This window comes from Pantoea sp. App145 (assembly GCF_047947045.1).
Classification (GTDB): Bacteria; Pseudomonadota; Gammaproteobacteria; order Enterobacterales; family Enterobacteriaceae; genus Pantoea.
Window position 1 is genome coordinate 289,622 of sequence record NZ_CP133293.1, and the last position, 23,490, is coordinate 313,111.

20 protein-coding genes are annotated in these 23,490 nt (G+C 41.4%); 10 read left to right on the plus strand and 10 right to left on the minus strand.

Going from position 1 to position 23,490, the window contains the following annotated elements; all coding sequences use genetic code 11:
• Positions 1-490 precede the first annotated feature (490 nt).
• The 4 genes from RCF31_RS26185 to RCF31_RS26200 form a co-directional block, all read right to left on the minus strand.
• On the minus strand, positions 491-1,915 hold the full coding sequence (locus RCF31_RS26185; protein WP_416414545.1) for an amidase family protein: 1,425 nt from the start codon (positions 1,913-1,915) through the stop codon (positions 491-493).
• A 153-nt stretch (positions 1,916-2,068) separates the two neighbouring features.
• The gene (locus tag RCF31_RS26190) at positions 2,069-2,773 is read right to left on the minus strand and encodes a response regulator transcription factor (protein ID WP_416414249.1); all 705 of its coding nucleotides are present in this window, start codon (positions 2,771-2,773) and stop codon (positions 2,069-2,071) included.
• A 207-nt stretch (positions 2,774-2,980) separates the two neighbouring features.
• Entirely contained in the window at positions 2,981-4,066 is a 1,086-nt protein-coding gene (locus RCF31_RS26195) for an enolase C-terminal domain-like protein (protein WP_416414250.1), read from the minus strand.
• Positions 4,067-4,460: 394 nt separating this feature from the next.
• The gene (locus tag RCF31_RS26200; RefSeq protein ID WP_416414251.1) at positions 4,461-5,387 is read right to left on the minus strand and encodes a LysR family transcriptional regulator; all 927 of its coding nucleotides are present in this window, start codon (positions 5,385-5,387) and stop codon (positions 4,461-4,463) included.
• 97 nt (positions 5,388-5,484) lie between these two features.
• Between RCF31_RS26200 and mdlC the strand changes: the two genes are divergently transcribed.
• The 4 genes from mdlC (at position 5,485) to RCF31_RS26220 (ending at position 10,797) form a co-directional block, all read left to right on the plus strand.
• Positions 5,485-7,077 (plus strand): benzoylformate decarboxylase, encoded by a 1,593-nt coding sequence (gene mdlC / locus RCF31_RS26205; protein ID WP_416414546.1) that lies wholly within the window; start codon positions 5,485-5,487, stop codon positions 7,075-7,077.
• The gene (locus RCF31_RS26210) at positions 7,077-8,204 is read left to right on the plus strand and encodes an alpha-hydroxy-acid oxidizing protein (protein WP_416414252.1); all 1,128 of its coding nucleotides are present in this window, start codon (positions 7,077-7,079) and stop codon (positions 8,202-8,204) included. The genes mdlC and RCF31_RS26210 overlap by 1 nt, the downstream gene beginning before the upstream one ends.
• A 220-nt stretch (positions 8,205-8,424) precedes the next feature.
• Positions 8,425-10,119: an assimilatory sulfite reductase (NADPH) hemoprotein subunit gene (cysI, locus tag RCF31_RS26215; protein ID WP_416414253.1), complete on the plus strand. Its 1,695-nt coding sequence runs from the start codon at positions 8,425-8,427 to the stop codon at positions 10,117-10,119.
• Between the two features lie 396 nt (positions 10,120-10,515).
• A complete protein-coding gene (locus RCF31_RS26220; protein WP_416414254.1) occupies positions 10,516-10,797 on the plus strand; it encodes a hypothetical protein in 282 nt (93 codons plus the stop codon).
• A gap of 38 nt (positions 10,798-10,835) precedes the next feature.
• On the opposite strand, the gene cyoD is transcribed toward RCF31_RS26220, so the two are convergent.
• From cyoD to cyoA, 4 genes are read right to left on the minus strand one after another with little or no spacing between them, the layout of a single operon-like run.
• Positions 10,836-11,171: a cytochrome o ubiquinol oxidase subunit IV gene (gene cyoD / locus RCF31_RS26225; RefSeq protein ID WP_416414547.1), complete on the minus strand. Its 336-nt coding sequence runs from the start codon at positions 11,169-11,171 to the stop codon at positions 10,836-10,838.
• A gap of 2 nt (positions 11,172-11,173) precedes the next feature.
• On the minus strand, positions 11,174-11,794 hold the full coding sequence (gene cyoC, locus RCF31_RS26230) for a cytochrome o ubiquinol oxidase subunit III (RefSeq protein WP_416414255.1): 621 nt from the start codon (positions 11,792-11,794) through the stop codon (positions 11,174-11,176).
• Positions 11,795-11,796: 2 nt separating this feature from the next.
• The gene (gene cyoB / locus RCF31_RS26235; protein WP_416414548.1) at positions 11,797-13,770 is read right to left on the minus strand and encodes a cytochrome o ubiquinol oxidase subunit I; all 1,974 of its coding nucleotides are present in this window, start codon (positions 13,768-13,770) and stop codon (positions 11,797-11,799) included.
• A gap of 17 nt (positions 13,771-13,787) precedes the next feature.
• Positions 13,788-14,717 (minus strand): ubiquinol oxidase subunit II, encoded by a 930-nt coding sequence (cyoA, locus tag RCF31_RS26240; protein WP_416414549.1) that lies wholly within the window; start codon positions 14,715-14,717, stop codon positions 13,788-13,790.
• Positions 14,718-14,988: 271 nt separating this feature from the next.
• Between cyoA and RCF31_RS26245 the strand changes: the two genes are divergently transcribed.
• The gene (locus RCF31_RS26245; protein WP_416414256.1) at positions 14,989-16,395 is read left to right on the plus strand and encodes a PLP-dependent aminotransferase family protein; all 1,407 of its coding nucleotides are present in this window, start codon (positions 14,989-14,991) and stop codon (positions 16,393-16,395) included.
• Between the two features lie 186 nt (positions 16,396-16,581).
• Here RCF31_RS26245 and RCF31_RS26250 read toward each other — a convergent pair whose 3' ends face one another.
• A complete protein-coding gene (locus RCF31_RS26250) occupies positions 16,582-17,007 on the minus strand; it encodes a helix-turn-helix domain-containing protein (protein ID WP_416414257.1) in 426 nt (141 codons plus the stop codon).
• A 646-nt stretch (positions 17,008-17,653) separates the two neighbouring features.
• Between RCF31_RS26250 and RCF31_RS26255 the strand changes: the two genes are divergently transcribed.
• From RCF31_RS26255 to RCF31_RS26265, 3 genes are read left to right on the plus strand one after another with little or no spacing between them, the layout of a single operon-like run.
• Positions 17,654-19,072 carry a cytochrome ubiquinol oxidase subunit I gene (locus RCF31_RS26255; RefSeq protein ID WP_416414258.1) on the plus strand — a complete coding sequence of 473 codons (1,419 nt, stop codon included), beginning with the start codon at positions 17,654-17,656 and terminating at the stop codon, positions 19,070-19,072.
• Between the two features lies 1 nt (position 19,073).
• Positions 19,074-20,078 (plus strand): cytochrome d ubiquinol oxidase subunit II, encoded by a 1,005-nt coding sequence (gene cydB, locus RCF31_RS26260; protein WP_416414259.1) that lies wholly within the window; start codon positions 19,074-19,076, stop codon positions 20,076-20,078.
• Between the two features lie 19 nt (positions 20,079-20,097).
• Positions 20,098-20,247: a DUF2474 domain-containing protein gene (locus RCF31_RS26265; RefSeq protein WP_416414260.1), complete on the plus strand. Its 150-nt coding sequence runs from the start codon at positions 20,098-20,100 to the stop codon at positions 20,245-20,247.
• Positions 20,248-20,683: 436 nt separating this feature from the next.
• Here RCF31_RS26265 and RCF31_RS26270 read toward each other — a convergent pair whose 3' ends face one another.
• Positions 20,684-21,154, minus strand: coding sequence for a winged helix-turn-helix transcriptional regulator (locus RCF31_RS26270; protein WP_416414261.1), 471 nt, complete (start codon positions 21,152-21,154; stop codon positions 20,684-20,686).
• A 169-nt stretch (positions 21,155-21,323) separates the two neighbouring features.
• Between RCF31_RS26270 and RCF31_RS26275 the strand changes: the two genes are divergently transcribed.
• The gene (locus RCF31_RS26275; protein WP_416414551.1) at positions 21,324-22,499 is read left to right on the plus strand and encodes an MFS transporter; all 1,176 of its coding nucleotides are present in this window, start codon (positions 21,324-21,326) and stop codon (positions 22,497-22,499) included.
• Positions 22,496-23,377 (plus strand): EamA family transporter, encoded by an 882-nt coding sequence (locus RCF31_RS26280; protein ID WP_416414262.1) that lies wholly within the window; start codon positions 22,496-22,498, stop codon positions 23,375-23,377. The genes RCF31_RS26275 and RCF31_RS26280 overlap by 4 nt, the downstream gene beginning before the upstream one ends.
• Positions 23,378-23,490 lie beyond the last annotated feature (113 nt).

Sequence of the window (23,490 nt, forward strand, 5' to 3'; positions counted from 1 at the left end):
AATCGCTCAAAATCATAAATAACACAAATACATTCAAGATATATTTAACTTCATCATTGTCAATAACCAATGATGAAGAAGGGAGTTATAGCTCTTAAATAGGCATCTTCAATTAGATCGTTATAAAGGGAATAATTATGCCAATATACGTAGCACCGCATAACAAAGTTGGTCGAGATGGTGGGTCATTTCAGGAATGTGAGATAAATACCAATAATCATACAGTCACAAGGAAATTTGGGAAGTACTGTACTATAAGAGATAATGAGTTCGCACCACCTACCAGCACAACCGGGCGCTTTTGGTTGCAAATTTATAGAACTCCAGATAACACAGAGTAATCAAATTCAGAGCCACTTGAATAGTGGCTCTCCTCATAGAATGTAAAAATCATATCAAATGAAATTTACATTAACTTTGAAAATATTGTCGACTCTAAGATATGACCATGTAAAGGATAATTTTCATAAAAAGCTAAAGAGTGGCGCTCTCACTGTGCACTGTTTAAAATCCCTTCCAGAGTCTCACCAACTGAAAGTAAATTAACATCACTACCAGGTAGTCCATCTATTTCCAGGGCAACAGGCATCTTCGTTGATGAACCCTTACCTACAGGGATAGAAAGTCCGGGTAAATTGATATTACTACCAAAATCAGTATTATGAATCATCAGCTGGAACATTGCCATTGATGTAGAATCAATATTACTAAGAGGAGCTACAATTGGAGAGGTCGGAAAAATCAATCCATCAAGATGATTTGTCTCCATAACATCTTTTGTCATAGATGAGAGTCTTGGAATACCTTCAGTTAACGCCCATTTATATTCTGGTTCTAGCGCAACCAGATTACCACTACGATCAGGATAACGTTGTGGTAGAATATTATTATCAAACAATTTCTTTACATCGGGACTGGCTATTTTAGCAGCAAGTTCTTCAATACTGATCTCGGTATGATTGTCCCGTAAATATTTTTCCAAATCATATTTCCCTTCATGTACAACTACTGGAAAGGAAACAGATTTGACTAACTCCCCCACGCCAGGCATCGAAACTGGGACAATCACTACACCTGCATTACGTAGTTTTTTCATTGCCTGCTCTGTTTTTTCTCTCACATCATGATCACGTCCTTCCCAAAAGTAACTAGCAACTCCAAGACGAATTAAATTAGCAGCTTTAGGCTTATTTTGATTTTCATTTGTAATGATCTGATCCATGAGCGCTATGTCAGCTACACTATGAGCCATGGTTCCTGGTGTATCCCGGTGATGAGATATTGGTATTATACCCTCACGTGGGTAACGACCTGTTGTCGGACGAAAGCCAACACAGCCATTCAAAGCACAAGGCTGACGAACAGAACCTCCTGTATCTGAGCCGGTTGCAATAGTTGCCATTCCGGCAGCTACTGCAACAGCACTTCCTGAAGAAGATCCTCCCGGAATACGGCTTGAATCATTTGCATTCCGAATACCTATAATACCAGGATAATGATAAGCCGGATTCAATCCTGTCATACCATAGGCCAACTCTTGCATATTTGTTTTTCCAATAAGAATAGCTCCTGCTGCTTGTAGTTTTCTGATGACAGGAGCTGTAGTTGATGGCACAAAATTACGCAAAGCCGGAGTTCCACCTGTATTTGGTAACCCTGCTACCTGTGTATTATCTTTCACAGCGAATGGAACACCGCCTAAGGGTAAACACGCTTCCCCCTTTGATATTCTCATATCATAGGCTTTAGCTTCATGAAGTGCACTTTCTGCAGTCACAGTAATAAATGCATTAAGATTTGGATACGTTTTAATATTTGATAAGTAGGCTTCTGTAAGATCTTTACTGGTAATTTTGCGCTCGCAAATTAATTTAGCTGCCTCAGTCGCCGTCAATCTTTTTAAGTCCGGTAACATTATTTTAGCATGCGCAAAACTAATGTTGTATAACAGAACTAGCAATACACAACAGGATTTTATCTTCATATCTCTTCTCTCTTCATGAACATGATGTAATCATGATTAAGTCAGAGACACGACGGCTTCTCTATCCTCAAAATTGAGGAGATACTAATTTCGTATACGTGCTGTTAGTTCCGTGCGGTTTGCGCATTTTAACTTATCCATAGCCCGATTCAGATGTGATCTGACCGTTGTAAAACCAATCTCAAGAGACCTTGCAACTTCTTTATCACTAAGTCCGGTTACAACAAGCCGTACCACTTCTCTTTCTCGTGGCGTCAGCGATTCAGTCGGTGTATTCAAACCTCTGACGAAAAAAGGTTCCAAAGTGGTGAGTAAACTCACTTCTCTCGCACCAAAATGGGGCATATCCTGCGCTCGCCAGATACGCAGGTCGCCAACATCACGACCCTCTTTAAAAAAGTACACATTTATGCCGTGAAACATGTCATTAGCTTTTAAAAAACCATGATAAAAGTCAGTCCTTTCAAGCTCAGAGCGTTTAATCACCTCTTCGGCTAATGAAGGGCAACGCTTTTGTCGAAGAGGTGCAGTAAGTGGATCGACTTCTTCCCATATTTCACTGTATTCTTTAAGTGCACTATTGCTGAGATTCCAGCCAACCAGGTCGCGAGTTTTACCACTGCCTGGCTGGCATATACCTGAAGCAATGACATCTGCTTTAAGCAATTTGCCAACCTCAGGCAATATATCAATCCTGATTTGTATATTGTCCTTATGGCTGGAAAGTTTCCAGATTATCTCACCAAATAAATCCAGTTCAGCATAAGTCATCTGATAGGTATTGTTCATAAGCCACCTCCTTTTCAGATTAACTTCATGCAAGAAACACACCAAACTAGATAGGAAGGTCAAAAAAACCATTAAAGCAACTAAGATCATAAACCACTAATAACCAGAATGCTTAATAGATTCACATGAATGAATACAGCTAAAAATACTTACACCTCAAGATTATAAAATAAGGTATAGCTAAAATGGACTTCGTTCGAGTATGAGTTATATAACATATTTACTAATCTCAGAATCCTTCCACACAAAGCCTGCTCCAGGTTCGTCACTAAGAATCGCCTGGCCTTCTATAAATCTTAATGAGGAGTCCAAAATGGATGACGCTATATCCATACGTTCAAGCCAATCAGCCGTTGGTGTTACTGTGAGAACATGGGCACTGAACTCTTGAAAAAGATGGCTGGATAGAGGAATACCTTTACTTTCTGCCAATGTTGCAGCTTTCAACCATCCGGTTACTCCACCAATTTTCATAATATCTGCCATAGCTAAGTCACACGAGTTGGCTTGTAAACAATTGTTCATCTCAAATATCCCAAGCCAGTTTTCACCCATCTGAATAGGTAAATGAGTAGATGAAGAAATTTTTGCGTGGCCAAAATAATCATACTGCTTAGTCGGTTCCTCAATCCACACAATCCCTTCATTTTCGAGTAACTGGGAACGTTTAATCGCCTCAGGAACATCAAGACTCTGATTATAGTCAACCATAACAGCAATTTTATTGTCTGTAGCGGATTTTATGGCCCTAATAACTGCAATATCTTCTTCGACTGTATCATATCCAATCTTAGTTTTCAGAGCCTTAAATCCTTCCTTAAGAGACCGTTTTGCGCGTTCGACTGCTAATACCGCACCGTCCATACTATGACTATCGTAAGCCTTTATTGGTCTGTGGTTACCCCCTAATATTTTATAAAGTGGTGAATTTGAAGCTTTTGCAAAGGCATCCCATAACGCCATATCGATACCTGCAGTAGCCATTCTTAATAACCCAGTATGCCCGACGAGTAGAAAAGCTTTTTCAATTGCAAATGAAATAGCCACTGGGTTGAGGTCATTTCCTTCAATAAAACTTCTTAAACTTTGTACCATTTCTCTTAGAGGAATAAGGCAAACAGGAGTATACGAAAAAATCCATGCATGCCCTGTCACACCCGCATTTGTATTTATATCAATCAACACTAATGGTGCAGAGGCTACTGTACCAACTGCAGTCTGAATCGGGATTTCAAGTGGGGCATTAACAGCACGGACCTCTAATCCAGTGACCTTAATATCAAGATTAGTCATAACTATCTCCTCTTTTTCAACTCCGTCAAATGGCAAAATGTGATGAGTTTTTCCAAATCACTTAGCCTTCTAATGAAGAATGCTACCTCTATGAGTTGATAAAGAAAAATAGATAGCAACTAATAATTAACATAGACGCATTCTATTTAACAATCATTTATTGCTGAAAAATCATAAAGATGAGTGTGATCTGAATGACCTATGCGGGAAGCATAAAATGATCAAAAAATGTTATGTAAAAAAGTCCGCCATGAGCAGCGGACAAATCGACACTTACAATTATTATAGTTACGTTACTATCGACATATCGGAGACACCAATAGCGTTTACCACCCTTTTGAATTTTCGATATCTAATCAAATCGATAGTTTAACATCAGGATTATAGATAAAGCCTATAAATGTGAATTATCACGAATTCTTGGTACGGGTGATCTAACCGAACAACATACTTCTTTAAGCATATTGCAGAACCATCTTTTTGCAGGTAAGTCTCCGCTGCTCATCTGGCTGTAGAGACAGACCTCCACATCAGGAACATTGAACGGCAATGGTAAAATTCTACCTTCATTCAACTCTGCAAACATATGGCCAATGCTTGATGGTAAAGTCGTAAGACACTCGGAAGAAGAAATCAACTCTCCTAAAGCGCTGAAGTGAGGAACTCGTAATACGACATGTAATTCGTTCCCTGCCTGCCTGACTCTCTCTTCAACATAATGGTGACCAGCCTGAGAGGATACAGTAATATGCTTTTCTTTCAGGAACGAATCTGACGTTAAATTATCCTGGATACGTGGGTGATTTTTATTCAACAGACATACATATTGGTCTCTAAGTAAGACTTCGCATCTTACATTGGATACTTTGCTATTTCTGTTGCAAATTGCAGCATCAATTTTACCATTGAGAAGCCAATCTTCAAGTAAGTCAACATCAAGTTGAAGCACCTCCAGCTTTACATTAGGAGCAACCTGTTGCAACTCTCGATATATGTAAGGTAAGAAAAAAAATTCACCAAGGTCTGATAACGCTAATGTAAAACGGAAAGTAGATGCTGCGAAATCGAAAGTCTTACTGTCTGCCACAGCCTGATCAATTGAACTCATCGCTCGTTTAAATACTTCATACAGCTGGACTGCACGAAAAGTAGGTAGCATGCCTGCACTATTGCGGGAAAACAAAGCATCATCAAACTCATCCCTCAACCGCTTTAACGCATAGCTTACAGACGGTTGGGTAATGAAAAGTCGTTCAGCAGCCCCTGTTACGCTCTGCGTCTCATATATTGCGATAAAAACCCGAAGCAAATTGAGATCCATATATAGACTCCATCTATTTTCTTCTCAATATACTATCTATTTGATTAATTACAAGGTGGGACTTTATAGTTTTCCTATCTAAAATGGAGATACTATGATGAAAACTGTACATAATATTACTTATCAATTACTGCGCAAAAATGGCATCAGTAAAATATTTGGTAACCCTGGTTCTAATGAACTCCCCTTTCTGAAAGATTTTCCTGATGATTTTGAATATGTTTTAGGACTACAGGAAGCAGTTGTAGTCGGTATTGCTGATGGTTATGCTCTAGCTTCTGGGAAAGCGGCAGTTGTCAATCTGCATTCAGCAGCAGGTACAGGCAATGCAATGGGGGCATTGGCTAACGCATGGAATTCACATTCTCCCCTTATAATTACCGCCGGCCAGCAAAATAGGGCAATGATGTCAGTTGAGGCATTATTGACCAACATAGATGCCTCCGCCCTCCCCAGACCATTAGTAAAGTGGAGTCATGAACCAGCGACACCACAAGAAGTACCTTATGCATTTAGTCGTGCAATTCATACCGCAACGTCCGAAGCACCCGGCCCGGTATATCTTTCAATACCTTATGATGATTGGGATAAACCAGCAGATAAGGCTTCAGAAAGTTTATTAGAGCGTAAGGTAAAAAGTGCGCGAGCACTGGACGATGAATCGTTACAAACTCTTGTCAGCCAGATTAATTCCGCAGTGAATCCTGTTCTGGTTTTAGGAGCAGATGTAGATGCGGCAGATGCTAATGAGAAAGCAATTACTCTCGCTGAAAAACTAAAATGCCCGGTGTGGGTTGCCCCATCAGCTCCTCGCTGCCCTTTCCCAACACGTCATCCATCCTTCCGTGGGATCCTTCCGGCAGGTATCGCCTCTATCAGTCGATTACTTGATGGGCATGACCTGATAATTGTAATTGGTGCACCAGTTTTTCGTTACCATCAATATGAACCGGGCGAGTACCTTCCTAATGGTGCTGAATTGGTATCTATCACTTGCGATTTAAATGAGGCCTCTCGTGCACCAATGGGTAATGCATGGCTCGCAGATATTAAACCCGCACTAAATCAACTCGTGATGAATGTCGCAGAACGTAATTCTGACCTGCCATCACCATTACCCTTACCCGATGTGGTGGAACTTACTTCTCCGCTCAAACCTGAAACTTTCTTTGATACATTGAACTCTGTAGCACCGAAAAATGCTATTTATGTTAACGAGTCAACATCCACAACTAACATACTGTGGCAACGTTTAGACCTGCGTTCTCAGGGTAGTTACTATTTTGCTGCAGCAGGTGGTCTTGGTTTTGCCATGCCCGCCGGAGTAGGTATTCAACTTGCCAAGCCTGACCGTCAAGTCTTTGTAGTAATCGGTGATGGATCTTCAAATTATAGTATTCAGGCATTATGGACTGCAGCTAAATACAATATCCCTGTCATATTTATTGTATTAAAAAATGGTACATACGGTGCATTACGTTGGTTCGCTGGGGTTCTGGGTGTGAATAATGTCCCTGGATTAGATGTACCCGATATCAACTTCTGCCGTCTTGCTGAAGGATACGGTGTGCAATCATTCCAAGCGAACACACCTGAGCAGCTCCGGCAGTCCATAATCGATGCACAACATTCCGGGAAACCAGCACTGATTGAAGTCGAAACCTGGGGTCCGCTGCAGGAGGGGAATTAATGAGCAACAAATTATTCAATGTTGAAGACTACCGATTATTGGCAGAAAAGAAACTACCTAAAATGATCTTCGATTATCTTGATGGTGGAGCGGACGACGAAAAAGGTCTCTCTCATAACAGAGAAGTATTTAATCGCTGGCGTTTTACCCCCCATCGCCTGATTGATGTAAGTAAAAGGGATATTACACAGAAGATTTTCGGTAAAAAATGGGATGCCCCATTTGCGATTGCTCCGACAGGTTTGAATGGAGCATTATGGCCTAAAGGAGACTTGATACTAGCTAAAGCTGCAGCAAAGGCAAATATTCCCTTTATGCTTTCAACAGCTTCAAATATGAGTATTGAAGATGTCGCACGGCAATCAGATGGTGAAAAATGGTTTCAGCTTTATGTTGTACATCAGGAACTAGCTTCACAGATGGTAAAGCGGGCACTTGATTCAGGTTATACTACATTAGTTATTACTGTTGACGTTGGTGTAAATGGTAATCGTGAACGTGACTTACGTAATAAGTTTGGTTTGCCAATAAAATACTCTCCTGCAATGATGCTAGATGGGTGTACTCATCCTGGTTGGTCGTTGAGATTTCTTCTTGGTGGTATGCCGCAACTGGCCAACTTTGTCACTGCCGAAACGAGTAGTCTTGAAATGCAGGCAGCTATAATGAGCCGTCAAATGGATGCCAGTTTTGATCAACAAAGCCTGAGACGACTTCGTGATATATGGCCACATCGTTTATTAGTAAAAGGTATTACACGAGTAGAAGATGCTGAAAATTCTATCAAATCTGGTGCAGATGGCGTAATCCTTTCAAACCATGGTGGGAGGCAACTGGAATATAATCTCGCCCCAATTGAAACCCTCCAATCCGTAGCTAGCAAAATTGATAAACCAGTTTTGATCGATAGTGGTTTTCGTCGGGGTTCAGATATCGTTAAAGCCCTATGTTTGGGAGCTGACATGGTTCTCTTGGGCAGAGCTACTCTCTATGGATTAGCAGCAAAAGGGCAACAAGGAGTAGATGATGTTATAACCCTTCTTAAACAGGATGTAGATCGCACACTGGCTCAAATAGGGTGCCCTTCTGTTAAGAATCTAAGCACTGATTTCATTACAAAAGATTGACTCTGCCCTCATCCTCGTAAAATTATCGAAGCCGAAATGAGTACATACTCACGGCTTCAATTATTTTATCTTCTTCGGCATATCTATTATATAGATAAGCATTACCTTAATTATTAATAAGTTTATCACTTACAACTGTTATAGATAAATCCTCCAAAGCTGTGCATGGTGAATGAAAAGAATGGATGTTCTAATCACGCAAAACGACCGAGGAGACATCATGAAGGATAATAAACTTTCAGATAATGAAAGATTAAAGGAAGAAAGCAATTTATTGAGAGGAACTATCACTGATGACTTAAAAGATTCAATGACCGGTGGTTTCAAAGGTGATAACTTCCAATTAATTCGATTTCATGGTATGTATCAACAAGATGACCGTGATATTCGTCAGGAACGGCTTTCTCAAAAGTTAGAGCCTCTACACACGGTTATGTTGCGAGTGAGACTCCCTGGTGGGATTATTACTCCCAGCCAATGGTTAGGTATTGACGAATTCGCTCGTGAACATACTTTATATGGTAGCATTCGTATAACTAATCGCCAGACCGTACAATTTCACGGCGTGCTGAAACAAGACATTAAACCCGTACATCAACTACTTAACAGACTGGGCCTTGACTCACGAGCTACAGCCGGTGATGTTAATCGCAATGTTCTTTGCACAGCTAACCCAGTAGAATCCTCTCTTCATCTTGAAGCCTATGAATGGGCTAAGAAAATATCTGAACATTTACTCCCTCGCACAAATGCTTATGCGGAAGTTTGGTTAGATAAAGAAAAAATTGTCTTAGAAGAAAATGAACCTATTTTAGGTAATACTTATCTCCCCAGGAAATTTAAGACTGCCGTAGTTATTCCTCCACAGAATGATGTCGATCTTCACGCAAATGATCTCAATTTCATCGCAATCGGAGAGAATGGAATCCTGAAAGGTTTTAATGTGTTGGTAGGCGGCGGATTAGCAATGACGCAGGGAGACACCAGCACCTATCCACGACTCGCTTCTGAATTTGGATTTATACCTCTGGAGTATACATTAAAAATTGCTGAAGCCGTTGTATCTGTCCAACGTGACTGGGGAAATCGTACAAACCGTCGCAATGCCAAAACGAAATACACACTCGAACGAGTTGGAGTTGAAGTATTTAAAGCCGAAGTTGAAGCTCGAGCTGGCGTCAAATTTTCTGATCCAGAACCGTATCGCTTTACCGAGCGTGGTGATCGAATCGGTTGGGTACGTGGAATTGATAAGGACTGGCATTTAACACTTTTCATTCCAAGTGGTCGTCTTATTGATAGACCCGGATTACCTTATAAAGCTGGAGTTGCAGAAATTGCAAAAATACATACTGGTGACTTCAGATTAACTGCAAATCAAAATTTAATTGTAGCAGGTGTAAGCGATGACAATAAGCAACGAATTGAAAGCATCGCACTTGCGTATGGGTTAATTAATGAAAGTTTAACTGAGCAAGAGAAAAATTCTATGGCATGTGTTTCTTTTCCGACATGTCCTTTAGCAATGGCTGAAGCAGAACGTATTTTGCCTGATTTTGTCTCAAGTCTTGAGAAATCACTTGTACGTCATGGAATAGGAAATGAATCCTTAGTCTTCCGTATCACTGGTTGTCCAAACGGCTGTGGGCGTGCCATGTTGGCTGAAATGGGTTTGGTTGGTAGAGCGCCTGATCGCTATAGCCTCTACATCGGTGGGAACAAGGAAGGTACTCGCATACCACGCCTTTATCGTGATAATTTCGAAACGTCTGATATTAAAGAAATTATTGACCATTTAATTGCTAGCTGGTCATCTCAGCGGTTAGAAGATGAAGGTTTTGGAGATTTTGTGATCAGAACTGGAATAGTTTCGCCTGTTATTGACTCTGCCAGAGATTTTCATCTTCAGGATTGATAAAATTGCAGAGGTTTACAATGTAACCTCTGCAGCCTTCTGTATATCCCATTTTATGCTCTTGAATTCGATCCCCCTCATTTATCCAAAATTATATTTATTGTGGCTGTAAATAAATCTATTCGATAGAAAATTGATGACATCATTTTTTCAAAAAAAAACTATAACAATTATATTGTTTATATCTATAACAGAACAATGTTTATATAATTTATTTACTTTTCACGCCATCGGAGTTAATATAATAAACGGCAAAGATGGACGTATTTTTGTCGTTTAAGTGTAATCGTCCGAATTATATGCCCGCCTCGTCCTTGAGGACGGGCTTTTTTTAATGTTATTATTTTCACAAATACAATTTATTTTTCACCACATATAGTTTCCACTGGATTATCAATGAAGAAAAAAAAGTCTAATGAGCTGCCAAAAAAAAGGCCTGGTTGTTTGTTATTGATTTTCTCAGCAATTGTTTTTATCGCATTAGTTTACGGGATAATCATTGCTTGCATGACGTTGCCAGATAAGGTCAAAGCACGGGAAAACTCTCTACTACAAGTTAACTCATGTAAATCAGATGGAAAAACAGAGGGTGATGACGAAATTCAGAAGTACTACGATAATGAATCTTGTGAGGAAATGATAAAACAACATACATCACGATTTAAAGAGGAAAAGTAATAAAAGGCCTGCTGATTATGTATCAACAGGCCTTTTTTTTAACCTCTAATCATCATGTGGTAATGCATGCTCCAGATAATCCAGATTGATAATCCAATCACGATGAGAAGTATGAGCAGTGTAAAAATAAAACTGGCAAGATTCCAGCCGCCTTCAGCTTTTCTATTCAGATGGAGGAAAAAAACCATCTGTACTAATAATTGGGCTACGGCAGCTAAAATAAATACAGTTAGCGTGAGTGACCTGGGTCCGACAGGATACATGACTAACATGAATGGAATTAAGGTTAGGATTACACAAAGTACAAAACCAGTAATGTAGCTTCTATAAGTCCCATGTGCTTCTGAATGAGCCTGCGATGCTGAACTTCCCATCATTAGTAAACCCCCAATAAATAAACAATGGTGAATACACAGATCCATACTAAATCAAGAAAATGCCAAAAGAGGCTCAGACATTCTAAGCGCTGGGTTATTTTTCCACCAATCCCCCTTGTGATGATTTGATGGATTAAAATCCCCATCCAAACTAAGCCAACAGTCACATGCAAACCATGCGTGGCAACAAGGGAGAAAAATGCAGAAAGCCAGGCACTCCGGTCAGGTCCCGCATTAATCTCAATGAGGTGGTGAAATTCATTAACTTCCATAGCAACGAATGCTACGCCAAACAAAAATGTAATAACAAGCCATACTAACACTTGGTTTTTTTTGCCTTCCCTCAAAGAGAGCATAACAAAACCACATGTTATGCTTGATAACAATAACATGAACGTTTCAGCTAATACGTATGGCACATCGAATAGATCTTTTGGTGTTGGTCCACCAGCAAATGCGTTACTTAACACAGCGTAAGTCGCAAAGAATGTACCAAACAAAATGCAATCTGACATAAGGTAAATCCATAGTCCCAATTTGGTACCATGATCATGACTCTCATGCAGGTGCTCATGAATCACTTCTTCTTTATAAGAAGCCTCAATCGTATGGCTGCTCATTGTTATACCTTTTTGAATTCTTTATTTAGGTGATTGCCTTCGATTTTTTCAATCTCTTCAACGCTGACAACGTAATCAATATTTTCGTCATAAACTCTCATGAAGACACCGGCGACCATGCCAAAGAAGCATACTATTGCTAACCACCAGATATGCCAGATTAGTGCAAATCCGAGCACTGTCCCGATCATCGAGATAACAAAAGGTGTTGCAGCATTACGTGGCATATGAATTGGTTCATACTTTGGTGCTTCTTTATCCAATCCTTTTTTCTTTAATTCATGCCAGTAATCCAGGCTATCAACATGAGGAACTACCGCAAAGTTATAAAATGGAGGCGGAGACGCTGTTGCCCATTCCAGAGTACGTCCATCCCACGGATCACCGGAAACTGCAGGAAGTTTTTTGTGGTCACGTACACTGACAATAATCTGCAGGATAAAGAAAATGATACCAAAGAGAATGAAGACAGCACCTAATGCTGATATTTTCAGATAAGGAGACCAATCGGGGTTTGTATAGTGGTTAAGGCGACGAGTCATTCCCATGAAGCCAAGTATATACATAGGAATGAAGGCAAGATAAAAACCTACAATCCAACACCAGAATGAGTATCGACCCAGCTTCTCATTTAGCTTGATACCAAAGACTTTTGGAAACCAGAAACCAAAACCAGCAAAGTAGCCAAACAAAGCACCGCCGATGATGACATTATGGAAGTGAGCAACCAGAAACAGGCTGTTATGAAGTAAAAAATCAGCTCCCGGAATTGCCAAAAGAACCCCTGTCATACCACCAATTGTGAAAGTGACCAGAGAACCCAGTACCCATAACATAGGTGTACTGAAGACAAGGTTGCCGCGATACATGGTGAAAAGCCAGGTAAAGATTTTTACACCAGTTGGAATTGCAATAATCATCGTCATAATGCCGAAGAAAGCATTGACGTTAGCACCCGAACCCATTGTGAAAAAGTGGTGTAACCATACGATAAACGACAAAATGCCGATAGCGACTGTTGCACCGATCATTGAGTTATAACCAAACAACTTTTTGCGTGCAAAAGTTGGAGTGACTTCAGAGAACACCCCAAATGCCGGCAGCACCAGAATATAAACTTCTGGATGACCCCATGCCCAAATCAGGTTCACATACATCATTGGATTTCCACCTAATTCATTGGTGAAAAAATGCATGTCTAAATAACGGTCGAGCGTGAGCATGGCCAGAGCAGCTGTAAGGATTGGAAATGCAGCAATGATGATGGCGCAAGTAACCAGTGTGGTCCAGGTAAATACAGGCATCATCATCAATTTCATACCCGGTGCACGCATCTTAAGGATCGTGACAAAAAGATTCACACCCGTCAGTAATGTCCCCAAGCCTGACAGTTGCAAACTCCAGATATAGTAATCGACACCAACTCCAGGACTGTATTTAATACCCGAGAGAGGTGGATAAGCGACCCATCCAGTTTGTGCAAATTCACCTATCCCTAAGGAAAGGTTGACCAGAATCACACCACCGACAAATAACCAAAAACTTAAGGCATTTAACCATGGGAATGATACATCCCTGGCTCCAATCTGTAATGGCATAATGATATTCATCAGGCCAGTGATAAATGGTGTGGCGACAAAGAAAATCATGATGACGCCATGAGCCGTAAATATTTGATCGTAGTGATGTGGTGGCAAAAATCCTTCATTGCCTCCACCAGCAATCGCAAGTTGGGTGCGCATCATAATTGCATCGGCAAAGCCACGGACCAACATGATCAACGCAACAAAAATATACATTATACCAATGCGTTTGTGATCAACTGTCGTAATCCAGTCATTCCATAGTACTCCCCATTTTCTGAAGAAAGTCAGCCCTGCAACGACAGCAATACCGCCAAGTATAATGGCCGCTACCGTTACCATGATAATGGGTTCATGGTAAGGAATATCGTCCAGTGTTAGTTTCCCGAACATCATAAACTCCGTATTTCTTATTCGCCGGAATGGCTCATGGTGGTTTGTGCTGAAGTCATATCCATGCCTGAATGCTGTTCATCTTTCGCATGCATATCCATGCCTGAATCCATAAATTGGTCGATAACCTGTTGAAAGACTCCATCCTGGACACTGGAAAAATACTCAATGGGATGTTTCTGACTAGGTTCGGCAAGTTTCTTAAATCCTGCAAAATCAAGGGAACTGTTTTTTGACCTGACGTTGTCTATCCACTTGTCGAAATTTTCTTCTGACGTCGCATGTGCTATAAACTTCATATCAGAAAATCCTTGACCACTGAAATTGCCAGACATGCCGTCATAATTTCCAATTTCATTCGCTTTTAGATTTAACTGAGTTCTCATACCCGCCATGGCATAGATCTGCCCGCCTAGCTGTGGTATGAAAAATGTATTCATGGTTGAATCAGAGGTGATCTGGAAAGAAACCGGGCGATCGGCTGGAAAAACTAATTCATTTACGGTCGCAACTTTCTGTTCTGGATAGATAAATACCCATTTCCAGTCTGTTGCAATGACCTCAACGGTCAACGCAGGTTTTGAAGATATTAGTGGCTTGTATGGATCCAGTTTATGTGTACTTACCCATACAATTGCAGCAAGTATCGCAATAATGATCATTGGTACACCCCAGACAACCAGTTCAATTTTGTTTGAATGTGCCCAATCAGGGGTATATGTGGCTTTTTTGTTCCCCGCCCGGTAACGCCATGCAAAAAGAAAAGTCATTAGTATTGCTGGAATTACCACTATAAGCATAAGAAGGATAGCAGTGATGATAAGGTTACTCTGCTGGACTCCCACCTCACCTTTTGAGTTGAACAATACCCAGTTACATCCACTTAATAAAAAAGGCATTGCGATAATTATCAATGCTTTCAATGATTTAAATAATTTAATAACCATCCCGAATGCCCTAAATTTCTTTAATGCACATGCAATCATCAACATGGATAATGTTGTGCTGTTTAGCCATAGAACAGTGCCCTAAACTACTACTCTCGATGGAAAGAGAGAGGTAGGATGGAAGAAAATTTGTTATCAACTTGTTATCTCCTTTGCGATAATTTTGTTAACCAAGCAACATAACCCATACAAAAATCCGATTGCGTGCATACACATTGTAACAATGGATTATTTTTATACTCTTTTGTATGGCTTTTTTAAAGGTTAAATAATGCTTAAATCACCGAAAAACCATACAAGACCAGTCAAAAGAGAGTGGATCAAACCGCTCTCCCAAGGAGATGGCCCACGCTACAAACAGATAGTGAAAATGGTGATCGCTGCTATTGATGAGGGGCGATTATTGCCTGGAGACAGACTGCCCCCTCAGCGGGAACTAGCGGATATGTTGAAAGTCGATCTGACGACGGTCACCCGGGCGTATAAGGATATTAAGGAAAAAGGCCTTACCCAGGCTGCCACCGGAAGAGGATCTTATCTATGCTATCAACCTGATAGCCATTCCCATGTGGACCTGAGCATGAACACCCCACCAGGTTCAATAAAAATTCTCCCTTTAATCTCTGAATCAATTGAACGGCTGCAACATACGACGGATGCTGGTAGCCTAATGTCTTACCATGTAGGTGCCGGTTCTCAAGCAGAACGCATGGCTGCTGTAAAATGGCTGCAACCTTTACTGGGAATGTTCAGTAGTGAGCGAGTGGTAGTAAGCCCTGGTGCGCAGACAGCTATTAGCATTTTGTTAAATCTTCTGACCAGAGTAGGTGATACGGTTATAACTGATACATTAACTTATCCGGGATTTATCGCTGCGGCACGACAATTCAATCGTAGAATTGTAACGGTTGAGTCAGACAAATACGGCATTATTCCCGACAAACTAGAAGCAGCATGTACACAGCACAAAGCTAAGTTGATTTATCTTAACCCAACCATTCATAATCCGACTGCAATTACGATCCCTGCAGAGCGTAGAAAAGACATAGCGGAATGTCTCAAACGCCATAATCTGATACTCATTGAAGATGATCCTTATGGACTACTTCCCTCTGTGATTGAGAAGCCTATCGCTAACTATGCGCCCGAAAATACGTATTATATATCGACGATTTCTAAATGCCTGTCACCCGGTCTTCGCGTCGCATGGATCATCACTCCGCTAACACCATCGCTTGAACAGGTTGTAAATGCACTGAGATCTACTATTCTGGTCAGCAACCCACTCATGCTTTCAGTTGTAACCGACTGGATAAACTCGGGAATTGCCTATACTTTATTGAATGAGTTAAAGCAAGAAAACCTCAAACGTCAGAACCTGGCCAAAAGCATACTAAATGGAAATATTCAGTCTGACACGTATGGCTTACATTTATGGCTTGAAGACATGCGACCATTTGATTCCCAGTCGATTGTACAGTCTGCAGCCCAGGTTGGACTTGGGATCACACCTTCCCACGTTTTTTCACCAGACGGTGTTGCAGCTAATGGAATTAGAGTTTCCCTTGGCGGTGCAAGAACACTTGAGCAATTATCAGACGCGTTAAAAAGGTTAAATAAGGTGATTTCAGACAAAAATTCTTATGGAAGTCAAAATATGATTAATGGTATTGTCTGACGCATAGATAGGCCGGGATAAAATGATTTATTATTTCTTTATGATAGGTCATTTTTACTTTCACCATAACATGGATACTTCTTATATAAACTTAACTTATTCTTAATAAAAAACAAATAACTCAATCACTAAAAGTTTTATTATAAATTAGCATTAATTTATGTCGGTATAAATGATAAATTTCACTTACTCAATGTTAACAAATTTTATCTTTTCATAAAAATTGTCATCTTTAATTTCCCCTAAGAGGTCTGGGTGTCCCATAAATATCCCGTGACCTTGTATTTTTTTTGCTTTCCGGTAAGACCCTGGCGTCTCATTAAATTGTATTTTAAAGGCACGTGTAAATGATTGTTGAGAAGAAAAGTTATACTTTAATGCAATTGAAAGTAATGGTTCAGATGTTTTACATATATCAATAGCTGCTTTGGTAAGGCGACGCAAACGCAAATAATCAGCTATAGATATACCTGCCACTTCTAAAAAAATCCTTTGAATATGCCATCTCGAATATCCGGATTTTTTTATTACATCATCCATGTTTATTTGGTCATCAAGATTTATTTCGATCCATTGGATAAGATCGATAACTTGCTGGCATTTATTTAGCATGTCAATTACCTTGATCTGATAAGAAATAGTGTTTCATTTATTAAAAGTAACGTTAAATAAATTATTAACTCGTTGATTTAGCATTAGATATTGCTAATATAGTATAAAAAGACACATCAAACCATAAACAGTTTACTGCTAAAAACTATAACAATTATTATAACTTCTTCTTACATTTTGGATGTGCATATCCCGCAGATTTGAAAGAATTTCTTGCCAGATCGCCCAAACCTCTACCAGTACATGCTCATCACTGCAAAATTTTTCAAGCTGTACTCCTGATATAACTATTTTCTTTCAATTATGTGAAATTTTTTTATTAGCAAAATTTTCATCTTGCATTGGAATAATAATCATTGTTATTACCATTCATAATTTTATTATCATATTGATTTATAAGGAATTTATTAATTTAGATTTATTTTCAACAGTGGCTACACTTTAGGTGAAATTTACATTAATAGAACAAAAACACCAATAAACTAACAATTAGCCTCCTAATTATAAAGTGTTATAGGTTTTAACCTACCAAACTGTATCTTGCGCAATTCTGTAATGGGTTTAGCATTTTAAACACGGCATAAACTAACATGAAACTTATTATCACCTGCGTTATTACAAACTTTTCACATTTTGGGAGCAAACAATGTTTGGTCTAGATGCCTATCATCTCGCAAGGATACAGTTCGGGTTCACTGTGTCTTTTCATATAATTTTTCCCGCTATTACTATAGGACTGGCAAGTTATCTTGCGGTACTTGAAGGCCTGTGGCTGAAAACTCGTAATGAAGCTTATCGGGATTTATATCACTTTTGGTCTAAAGTTTTCGCTGTGAACTTTGGAATGGGCGTTGTATCCGGTTTGGTTATGGCATATCAGTTTGGCACCAACTGGAGCGGCTTTTCCCAATTTGCAGGTAGTATCACTGGCCCTCTTCTGACTTACGAAGTGCTCACTGCATTTTTCCTGGAAGCTGGTTTTCTTGGTGTGATGCTATTCGGCTGGAATCGTGTTGGGCCTGGACTACATTTTTTTGCAACATGTATGGTCGCTTTAGGAACGATATTCTCGACCTTTTGGATTCTTGCATCCAATAGCTGGATGCACACACCTCAAGGTTACATCATACAGAATGGCGTTGTAGTACCTCAGGATTGGTTAAAGATCATCTTCAATCCATCGTTCCCATTCAGATTACTTCATATGTCAACCGCAGCATTTCTCGCCAGTGCATTTTTTGTTGGATCTTCTGCTGCATGGCATTTGCTACGTGGGAATGACTCACCTGCCATACGCAAGATGTTTTCCATGGCATTGTGGATGGCGCTTATTGTTTCCCCAATCCAGGCTTTTATCGGTGATGCGCATGGGCTTAATACCCTCGAACATCAACCTGCAAAAATCGCGGCTATTGAAGGTCACTGGGAAAATCCCCCCGGAGAAGCAACGCCTCTCATTCTTTTTGGTATTCCAAATATGGAACAGGAGCGCACAGACTATGCATTGGAAGTCCCTTACCTCGGTAGCCTGATCCTTACTCACAGCCTGACTAAACAGGTACCGGCGTTAAAAAGTTTTCCTAAAGAAGACCGACCAAATTCGCTGATTGTATTCTGGACATTCCGAGTGATGGTCGCTTTAGGATTGCTTATGATCCTGACCGGAGTAATCAGCTTGTGGTTACGTTATAAAAAACGCCTTTATCAGAGCAGACCATTTCTATGGTTTACGCTGTTCATGGGACCATCAGGCCTATTAGCACTTCTCGCTGGCTGGTTTACAACAGAGATTGGTCGTCAGCCCTGGGTTGTTTATGGGGTACAACGGACTGCTGATGCCGTATCGGCGCATGGTGATCTGCATATGTCAATCAGTCTGCTACTTTTTATTGTGGTTTATTGCTCAGTATTTGGGGTCGGATATCACTATATGATGCGTCTGATTAAACGAGGCCCAGTAGGAGGGGAAGGCCAGCATGTTGAAGACGGTGGTCCAGGAACAGATAAAACTCCTGCGCGCCCCTTGTCAGCAACCGGTTCACTTAATCAGAAAGGTGAGAAATAACATGATTGACTTTACCTTTATTTGGTTCGCCATCATTGTTTTTGCGACACTCATGTATATCGTAATGGATGGATTTGACCTGGGAATAGGCCTGTTATTCCCATTTAACAAGAATCCGGTCGAGCGCGATATGATGGTGAATACTGTCGCACCGGTCTGGGATGGTAATGAGACCTGGCTTGTTCTGGGAGGTGCTGGGCTTTTTGGTGCATTCCCTCTTGCCTACTCGGTACTATTGGATGCACTCACTATTCCTCTAACAGCAATGCTGGTCGGTTTAATTTTTCGCGGTGTCGCTTTTGAATTTCGTTTTAAAGCGACCGAGCAACATCGCCCATTTTGGGATAAAGCGTTTGTTGCTGGCTCACTGATTGCTACCTTTAGTCAGGGTATTGCCGTAGGTGCGATTCTCAACGGTTTTGAAGTTACAAACAGGACATTTACAGGCTCCCCTTTGGGATGGCTGGCACCGTTTCCCCTATTCTGCGGTTTTGGTCTGGTGATCGCTTATGCCCTGCTGGGTTGTACCTGGTTAATAATGAAAACAGAGCATAACCTTCATCGTACTATGTCCTCATTAGCAAAACCTTTGGTTGTAGCATTATTGATTGTAGTTGGGATAATTAGTATCTGGACTCCAGTCCAGCATGCTGCAATTGCTCAGCGTTGGTTTTCTCTGCCAAATCTGTACTATTTCTTACCTGTTCCAGTATTAGTTCTGGCTTGTTCATATGGTATTTTACGAAGCATAAGTCGGAACGGACACTACGCTCCGTTTATACTTACACTGGCTTTAATCTTTCTTGGATTTTCAGGTCTTGGAATCAGTATCTGGCCAAACATTATTCCGCCGTCAATCTCTATCTGGCAAGCAGCAGCGCCAGCCAGTAGCCAGGCATTTATGTTGGTTGGAGCCCTGCTGATCATTCCGATTATCCTTGGGTATACCTCCTGGAGCTACTATGTTTTCCGCGGAAAAATTAAAGCTGAGGAAGGTTACCATTAATCTATAACTGGTGGTTCGAATGTCTCAAATGAATCCTGCTAAACAGCAACCAGTCTGGAAAAGGATATTCTGGATGGTATTAATATACAGTGCCAGTGTGCTGGCACTAGGTCTTGTCGCAACGCTATTTCGCTTTATGATGGCAGCCGCAGGGATGCGTACACACTAATATCTACACGTAAAACCTTCCTGCCCGACATAGTATTGGGCAGGAAGGCGATTGATTTTTCTGACTGTACTCCTGCCTGTCTTTGAATATCCCCCCAAGCGAACAACGACTCTTCCATAAATCAGTCTTCCATTACTGATTTCTTTTGGTTACGCGATGAGGCAATCACTACGGCAAATTTGGAACTTCACATTGGGTTGATAAACATGCGGATGACAGTCTTTTTCCACAAAAACTTTGCACACGAGTACCACAACCGACAAAACGATGATGGCCGAGAGGGATGATAATTTGAAGCGGGATTGAGAATGAGAGACCAGCTCTCACGTTGCAGCTACTTTATTAGAAAGTACCAATCTGAACGGGTCAGTCAAGCTCACCACCCGCAAGAGATCTAATAAGCAGAATCTGGTAATTCATAACCACGACGAAATCATCAAAGCAGTAGTTCCTGCTTACCTGAAATCACGCGCTGACGATAGCAATCTGTCGGTTCCAACTGGTTCCCGTTCGCCGATCGTACTTCCAGCGGCTGGATCGGTTGTCCATCAACATTATCAAACAGAACCGAATGCACCTCGCCCTCATCAAACATAAAACGCTCTCCCCACTGTCGCATCGCCACCACAATCGGGAAGATGGAACGTCCTTTTTCGGTCAGAACATATTCACGATACGCACTGCCATCTGAAGCTGGACAGACCTCAAACACGCCAATATCGACCAGTAGTTTCAGGCGAGAAGCCAAAATATTTTTGGCAAGCCCGAGGTTCTTTTGAAACTCACTGAATCTACGCACATTGTCAAATGCCTCACGGATGATCATCAAACACCAGCGTTCACCAATGGACTCCAACGTCCTGGCAACGGGACATTCGCTGGTTCTGAGCGATTCCTGTCTTGCCATCTGAATTCTCTCTCCATAAACCTCTGTACAAATATCAGCATAATCCCCGCCAAAAGAAGTTGCAAAAAAAAACCAATATTGCTAATTCTATCCACAATCTAGTTTTAAAAAGAAACCAGAATGGGAAAGCGTGATGAACTGTAATGAAGGCATACATTCAGATGGTGCGATGCACGCATATCCGGCTGATGCCACAATTCTCAAACCCTGGATGATATTTATATTTTCACTTACCTGTGGTCTGACAGTGGCAAATGTCTATTCTGCGCAGCCTTTACTTGCGTCGATATCAACCAGCCTGAATGTGCCACCCGGTATGATTGGCAGCGTCGTAACTACCACACAGGCTGGTTATGCTGCCGGGTTACTTTTTCTGGTTCCGCTTGGAGATCAGCTAAACCGAAAAATCCTGGTCATTACTTTGCTGATAGTCTCAGCATTAGCATTGATGGTGGCTGGCTTAGCACCGAATCTGGAGATCCTGTTATGTGCCATGTTATTTATCGGTCTAATGGCAGTTGCTGTGCAGTTAATGGTTGCCTGGGCCGCCGTGCTTGCAGCTCCTGAGCAACGTGGGCAGGTAGTTGGCACCGTGACCAGCGGAATTGTTTTGGGGATCCTGCTGGCTCGCTTCACCTCTGGAATCCTTGCTGATATTGCTGGTTGGCGAGCTGTTTATCTGATTTCTTCCTGCCTGATGTTACTAATCTCTGTCTTACTGAGAATAGTGATGCCGGCCCCCCCGCATCAGATACAAAAACCGGCCTATGTTCCCCTGCTGCTGTCTGTTTTCCGCCTGTTTACCGCTGAACCGCAACTAAGAACGCGAGGAATTTTTGCTTTGTTTATCTTTGCGGCTTTCAGCATGTTGTGGACCACAATGGTCATGCCTCTCAGTGCCATGTCGCTATCACATACCCAGATCGGTTTGTTTGGTTTAGCTGGAACTGCCGGGGCACTCGCCGCTTCCAGAGCGGGCTTATGGGCTGACAGAGGCATGATGCAACGTGCCACCGGGTTAGCGCTAATCGTACTGACATTGTCATGGCTACCCATCGCATACACCGAAAAATCGCTTCTTTGGCTGATAATCGGTGCCATCACGTTGGACTTCGCAGTGCAAACGGTCCATGTGAGCAATCAGAGCATCATCATTGCTATCAGGCCGGAAGCCGCGAGTCGTCTGGTAGGGGCTTACATGTTTTTTTATTCAGTGGGCAGTGCAGTAGGTGCCATTGCCGCAACTCAACTTTATGCGCACTGGGGCTGGCTGTCGGTCTGCCTTGCTGGTGCATCTGTAAGTGCTTGTGCTCTTCTCTTCTGGATAGGTTCACTTAAACCATGAAATTACATCATCTGCTGCTCGCCATTCTGATAACAGCTATCTGGGGCATTAATTTTTCCGTTATTAAGCTGGGATTGAGTTCAGTCGATCCTTTCGTTCTGGCAGGAATTCGTTTCACGCTATGCGCATTACCTGCTCTGTTTTTTATACCGAAACCGAATGTAGCCTGGCGTTATATTATCAGCTATGGACTGATTTTTGGCATTGGTCTCTGGGGAGTAGTCAATCTGGGGATCAAAACCGGAATTTCAGCAGGGATTGCATCACTCCTGCTGCAATTCAGTGCCTTCTTTACCATCCTGTTAGGCAGCATGGTTTTTAATGAACGCCTCACCCGTTATCAAATCGCTGGTTTCCTGGTTGCCTGCGCTGGACTGATGAGCATTGTTTTCATTACTGATGGTTCCGTCACCCTGTCCGGTATGCTACTGGTATTGGCGGGCGCGATAGCCTGGAGTATCGCCAATATCATTAATAAGAAGTCGGCCACAACACAGGTTTTTTCGTTTCTGGTTTGGTCGAGTGCTTTTTCTCCTGTCCCACTCTTTCTGCTGGACTGGTTGCTCTATGGTACCAGCGGCTATATTTCACTGTTCAACCAAATGGACACTTCCGCAGTGCTGTCAATTCTATTTCAGGTTTATCCCAATACTCTCTTTGGCTATTGGGTCTGGAATTCTCTGCTTAAACAATACCCGGTTTCTACCGTGGCCCCTCTGTCATTGCTGGTGCCAGTTTTCGGGATTCTTGGTTCAATGATGATCTTTGGAGAACAAATCTCTGTGGTGAAAATTCTTGCTCTATTACTGATTATCACCGGACTGGCGATAGGGTTGTATGGGCATCGGTTGCAAAGAATCTTACTGTGGAGAACCTAAAAAGAGACTCTGTAATCAATGGGGCAGGCTCGCTAATTGAAAAGACTGCCCTGTGGTATAAAAATTAACGCAAATTTCAGTCAGTATGTCAGCACGATCAAATCCAGAATATC